At 60.7% G+C, this 5,516-nt stretch carries 6 protein-coding genes; all 6 read left to right on the top strand.

Annotated elements, in window-relative coordinates:
- Window positions 1–600: extracellular solute-binding protein (locus B3V69_RS02805; RefSeq protein ID WP_296443586.1), on the top strand; the 600-nt coding region annotated here is incomplete at its 5' end.
- An 87-nt stretch (window positions 601–687) separates the two neighbouring features.
- Window positions 688–1,569: a sn-glycerol-3-phosphate ABC transporter permease UgpA gene (gene ugpA / locus B3V69_RS02800; protein ID WP_296443584.1), complete on the top strand. Its 882-nt coding sequence runs from the start codon at window positions 688–690 to the stop codon at window positions 1,567–1,569.
- 1 nt (window position 1,570) lies between these two features.
- Window positions 1,571–2,422: a sn-glycerol-3-phosphate ABC transporter permease UgpE gene (gene ugpE / locus B3V69_RS02795; RefSeq protein WP_296443582.1), complete on the top strand. Its 852-nt coding sequence runs from the start codon at window positions 1,571–1,573 to the stop codon at window positions 2,420–2,422.
- A 57-nt stretch (window positions 2,423–2,479) separates the two neighbouring features.
- Window positions 2,480–3,508, top strand: coding sequence for a sn-glycerol-3-phosphate import ATP-binding protein UgpC (locus B3V69_RS02790; RefSeq protein ID WP_296443581.1), 1,029 nt, complete (start codon window positions 2,480–2,482; stop codon window positions 3,506–3,508).
- 3 nt (window positions 3,509–3,511) lie between these two features.
- Window positions 3,512–4,309, top strand: a complete 798-nt coding sequence (gene ugpQ / locus B3V69_RS02785; protein ID WP_296443580.1) for a glycerophosphodiester phosphodiesterase — start codon at window positions 3,512–3,514, stop codon at window positions 4,307–4,309.
- A 30-nt stretch (window positions 4,310–4,339) separates the two neighbouring features.
- On the top strand, window positions 4,340–5,455 hold the full coding sequence (locus B3V69_RS02780) for a polyamine ABC transporter substrate-binding protein (RefSeq protein ID WP_296443578.1): 1,116 nt from the start codon (window positions 4,340–4,342) through the stop codon (window positions 5,453–5,455).
- The last annotated feature ends 61 nt before the right edge of the window (window positions 5,456–5,516 follow it).

Below are 5,516 nucleotides of genomic sequence, written 5' to 3'. Positions count from 1 at the left end.
AACATGGCCAAGCAGGGCCTGTTTGTCTACAAAGGCCGTGGCAACGTGCCCGAAGCCAGCTTTATTTCGGGCGAGTGCGCCATGATCACCACCTCGGCCGGCTTTTACGGCAATGTCGCCAAAAACGCCAAATTCGCTTACGGTCTGGCGACCCTGCCCTACTACCCCGATGTGCCCGGTGCGCCGCAAAATACCGTCATTGGCGGCGCCAGCCTGTGGGTGATGGCGGGCAAGAAACCAATCGAATACAAAGGCGTGGCCGCCTTCTTCAACTACATTTCGAGCCCGGAAGTGCAGTCGGCCAGCCACAAACGCACGGGTTACCTGCCGATCACCACCGCGGCCTACCAGCTGACTGAAAAATCCGGCTTCTACAAACAAAACCCCGGTACCGACGTCGCGGTCACGCAGATGATCCGCAAGGTCACCGACAAGAGCCGTGGCATCCGCTTGGGCAACTATGTGCAGATTCGCGCGGTAGAGGACGAAGAGCTTGAACAAGTCTGGAGTGGCAAAAAGTCCGCCAAAGAAGCGCTGCAAGCCATTGTGAAACGTGGCAATGAACACCTGGAACGCTTCCAGAAGGCTAATAAGTCCTGACGGACTTTAAGCCTATGGCGGTACTGGCGACACCCCTGCCCAACCCTCCGCGCCAAGCGGGGAGGGCTTGAACACAATGAGTTCCTGATGGAAAAACGCGTCCAATTCCGCTCAGCATGGTTGCCCTGGCTGTTGCTGGCACCCCAGGTGCTCGTGATTGGCGTGTTTTTCTTCTGGCCCGCGGCGCAGGCGTTGCTGCAGTCGTTCCAGGTGCAGGACGCGTTTGGTATGTCGACCGAGTGGGTCGGCCTGGAGAATTTCAGGCGTCTGTTTGCGGATGTCAGCTACCTGGAATCCTTCAAAACCACGGCGCTTTTTTCTGTTCTGGTCGCGGTGCTGGGGATTGGGCTGTCGCTGATGCTGGCCATTTTTGCCGACCGTGTGGCCCGGGGTGCGATGTTCTACAAAACCCTGCTCATCGTGCCCTACGCGGTGGCGCCAGCGGTGGCCGGCGTGCTGTGGATTTTCATGTTTTCGCCCTCTTTGGGTGTGGTGGCCTACGCTTTAGGGCAATTGGGCATCGACTGGAACCACTTGCTGAACGAGGGCGACGCCATGACGCTGATTGTGATGGCCGCGATCTGGAAGCAAATCTCCTACAACTTCCTGTTCTTTCTGGCCGGCCTGCAGTCCATCCCCAAATCGTTGATTGAAGCGGCAGCGATTGACGGCGCCAAGCCGTGGCGGCGCTTCTGGACGATCCAGTTCCCGCTGCTGTCGCCCACCACCTTCTTCCTGCTAGTGATCAACATGGTGTATGCCTTCTTCGACACCTTTGCCATTGTGGACGCCACTACCCACGGCGGCCCGGGGCAGGCCACCTCGATCCTGGTCTACAAGGTGTACTACGACGGCTTCAAAGCCATGGACCTGGGCGGCTCGGCAGCACAGTCGGTGGTCTTGATGACGATCGTGATTGCGCTCACCGTGGCGCAGTTCCGCTTTGTCGAGAAAAAGGTGAACTATTGACATGGTTGAGCGCAGCCCCTTTCTGACCTTTCTGGCCCATGCGGTCATGGTTATTGGCGTCATCATCGTCGCCTTTCCGCTGTACCTGGCTTTCGTGGCGTCGACGCATACGGCACAGGAAATTGTGCAAGCGCCCATGCCGCTGTTGCCGGGCGGCCACCTGTGGGAAACGTACAAGAAAGCGTTGCTGGGCGGTGGTGCGGGCTCGGGCTCCACGGCCCCAGTCGCCCACATGATGTGGGTCAGTCTGGTCACGGCGCTGGTGATCACCTTTGGCAAGATTGCAATTTCGCTCCTGTCTGCGTTTGCCATCGTGTATTTCCGATTTCCGTTCAAAAGCTTTTTCTTTTGGGCGATCTTTGTGACCCTGATGCTGCCGGTGGAAGTGCGCATTGGCCCGACCTACCAAGTCGTGTCGGACCTCGGGATGCTCAACACCTATGCGGGTTTGACGATTCCGCTGATCGCCTCCGCCACCGCGACCTTCCTGTTTCGCCAGTTCTTCATGACGGTGCCGGACGAGCTGGTTGAAGCAGCACGCATGGATGGTGCGGGGCCGATGCGTTTTTTCAAGGACATTTTGCTGCCACTGTCCAAAACATCGATTGCCGCGCTGTTTGTGATCCAGTTCATCTATGGCTGGAACCAGTACCTGTGGCCCCTGCTGGCCACCACGTCAGAAGACATGTACCCGGTGGTCGTCGGCATCAAGATGATGGTGGCGGGGGGTGATGCGCAGAACGAGTGGAACGTGGTGATGGCCACGGCGCTATTGGCCATGCTGCCACCCGCCATCGTCGTCATGCTGATGCAGAAATGGTTTGTCAAGGGGCTGGTGGATACGGAGAAGTAGCGCCTTTGCGGGACAGATCGAAACGCAGCGGAGCTTTGTCGCCAACTAATCAAGAACATGTCTTCAATCACACTAAAAAACGTCATCAAGCGCTACGGCGTCGGCAAGTCCGCCAACCAGGTTATCCACGGTGTGACTGCCGACATTCTTGACGGCGAGTTCGTCGTGATCGTCGGCCCCTCGGGTTGCGGCAAGTCCACGCTACTGCGCATGGTCGCCGGGCTGGAAGAGGTCAGCGGCGGTGAGATATCCATCGGCAACCGTGTGGTCAACGACCTGGAGCCGTCCGAGCGCGACATCGCCATGGTGTTCCAGAACTATGCGCTGTACCCGCACATGAGTGTGTTCGACAACATGGCCTACGGACTCAAGATCGCCAAGGTGCCGGTAGACGAAATCAAGACCCGCGTCGACAAGGCCGCCAAGATTCTGGAAATTGGCCCTTTTCTGCAGCGCAAGCCGCGTGAGCTCTCCGGCGGCCAGCGCCAGCGCGTGGCGATGGGCCGGGCCATCGTGCGCCAGCCGCAGGTATTTCTGTTTGACGAGCCCCTCAGCAATCTGGACGCCAAGCTGCGCGCGCAGACCCGGCTCGAAATCCAGAAACTGCACCGCGAACTGGGCATCACCTCGCTCTTTGTCACCCACGACCAGGTCGAAGCCATGACCCTGGCGCAACGCATGATCGTCATGAACGCCGGCGTGGTCGAGCAGTTTGGGACACCGGAAGAGGTGTACACGCGCCCCGCCACCACCTTTGTGGCGAGCTTCATGGGCTCGCCGCCGATGAACCTTTTGAAGGCGGCGCCCGGCGGCAAGCCCGGCACCATTTTGGGTGTCCGCCCCGAGCATTTGCTGATCGCGCCGCAGGCCTCATCAGACAGCTGGCCGTTACGCGTTGAAGCCGTGGAAATGCTGGGCGCGGAGCGCCTGGTCTATGGCCGCCTGCAGCACGCCGCAAACGACGAGATCATCATCATCCGCACCAACGAGGGCCATGCGGTGCCGACCTTGGGCGCCACCCTTCACGCCACCCCGCAGGCCGACCGCCTGCACTGGTTTGACGCCACCACCAGCAAACGCCTTTAAACCATGCCCGTTCCCACCCCCATTCCCCGGCCTATCGCGTTCGACCACTGGCCCTACCCGCGCTGGCTGGCGCACCGGGGCGCCGGCAAACTGGCGCCTGAAAACACCCTGGCCGCATTTCGTGCCGGTGCCGCCCACGGCTACCGCATGTTTGAGTGCGACGTCAAACTCAGCGCCGACGGTGTGCCGTTCCTGCTGCACGACGCCACGCTGCAGCGCACCACCAATGCCCTTGAACATCTGGGTGCCGGAACCAGTGCCGTAGCCGGCGATCACCCCTGGCGCGCCCTGTCGCAACTCGACGCCGGCAGCTGGCATTCCCGCGCTTTTGCGGGCGAACCGCTGCCCAGCCTGGAGAACATTGCCCGTTACTGCCTGCACAACGGCTACTTCTTGAACCTTGAAATCAAGCCCACGCCGGGACTGGAGCGCCAGACCGGCGAAGTGGTGGCGCAGCACGTGGCACGACTCTGGCACGGCGCCGCTGTACCACCGCTGCTGACCTCCTTCGACCACGAAGCGCTGGCAGCGGCCCGCGACGCACAGCCCCAGCTGCCACGCGGCCTGCTGCTGGACACACTGGGACCAGGCTGGCTGGAAACCGCCCTCACGCTGGACTGCGTGGCCATCGTCTGCAACCAGGCCTTGTGGGACCGCTCCAGCGTCACGCAGGCCAAAAGCGCGGGGGTTCGATGCTTGAGCTACACCGTGAACGATGAATGGGCCGCGCAACGCCTGATCGACCTGGGTCTTGAGGGCATCATCACCGACCGAGTGGATTTGTTTTCACCTTTGCTATGATTTTGGCCCCATCTGAGAGGCTCGATCACCATGGCTATAAACTTGAAACATTTTGGACTGGCATTGGCCGCGAGCGCCCTGCTGTGCGCCGGGGCGGCCCGCGCGGCGGACCTCCAGGTTCTGAATATCTACAACTGGTCCGACTACATCGCCGAAGACACGATCCAGAACTTCGAAAAAGAGACCGGCATCAAGGTCCGCTACGACACTTACGACAACAACGAAATCCTGCACGCCAAACTGGTGGCGGGCCAGACCGGCTACGACATCGTCGTGCCCGGCTCCCACTTTGCCAAAACCCAGATTGAAGGCGGCCTGCTGCAAAAACTGGACCGCAGCAAGCTCAGCAACTGGGGCAACCTCGACAAAGGCCTGCTGGCGCAACTGGCCAAGCTCGATCCCGGCAACGCCTACCTGGTGGACTGGCTATGGGGCTATGTCACGGTAGGCATCAACGTCAACAAGGTCAAGGCCGCTCTGGGCGGCATGCCCCTGCCCGACAACGCCTGGAGCCTGCTGTTTGATCCGAAATACGTCAGCAAGCTCAAAAGCTGCGGCGTGAGCGTGCTGGACTCGGCCTCCGAGGTGCTGCCGGCGGCCCTGATGTACGTGGGCAAACCGGCCTATAGCCGAAATGCGGCGGACTATGCCGAGGCCGCCAAGCTGCTCAAAAGCATTCGCCCCTACATCACCCGTTTTTCGTCGTCCGGTTACATCGAGGAAATGGCCAGCGGCGCGACCTGCCTGGTGATGGGTTTTTCAGGCGATATCAACATCGCGCGCCGCCGCGCCGCCGACGCCAAGGCCAAGCCACCGGTGGTGATTGAAGCGCTGGTGCCCAAAACCGGCGCCACGCTGTTCTTCGACACCATGGCCATCCCCAAGGATGCGCCGAACGTGGCGAACGCCCACCTGTTCATCAACTACATCCTGCGCCCGGAAGTGCATGCCTCGCTAACCAACAAGGTGTTCTACGCCAACCCCAACGCCGCCTCCATCAAGTTTGTGAAAAAAGAAGTGGCAGACAACAAATCCATCTTCCTGGACGCCGCCGCCGCCAAGACCATGATTGCGCCGGACGCCTTGCCGCAAGACCTGCGCCGGGTGCAGACCCGCACCTTCAGCAATTTCAAGGCGGGGAAGTAAGGCCGCCGCAGCGCCGGGCCGCCCCAAGCAAGGCACGGCCCCCCGAGTTCGACAGTTCACG

The organism is Rhodoferax sp. UBA5149 (genome assembly GCF_002413825.1).
In the GTDB taxonomy this organism is placed as follows: domain Bacteria; phylum Pseudomonadota; class Gammaproteobacteria; order Burkholderiales; family Burkholderiaceae_C; genus Rhodoferax.
This window is presented reverse-complemented; position numbering and strand designations above follow the sequence as displayed.

Coding starts and splice junctions, on each gene's coding strand:
- ugpA (WP_296443584.1), top strand. CDS start 688: ATGGAAAAACGCGTCCAATTCCGCTCAGCATGGTTGCCCTGGCTGTTG.
- ugpE (WP_296443582.1), top strand. CDS start 1,571: ATGGTTGAGCGCAGCCCCTTTCTGACCTTTCTGGCCCATGCGGTCATG.
- B3V69_RS02790 (WP_296443581.1), top strand. CDS start 2,480: ATGTCTTCAATCACACTAAAAAACGTCATCAAGCGCTACGGCGTCGGC.
- ugpQ (WP_296443580.1), top strand. CDS start 3,512: ATGCCCGTTCCCACCCCCATTCCCCGGCCTATCGCGTTCGACCACTGG.
- B3V69_RS02780 (WP_296443578.1), top strand. CDS start 4,340: ATGGCTATAAACTTGAAACATTTTGGACTGGCATTGGCCGCGAGCGCC.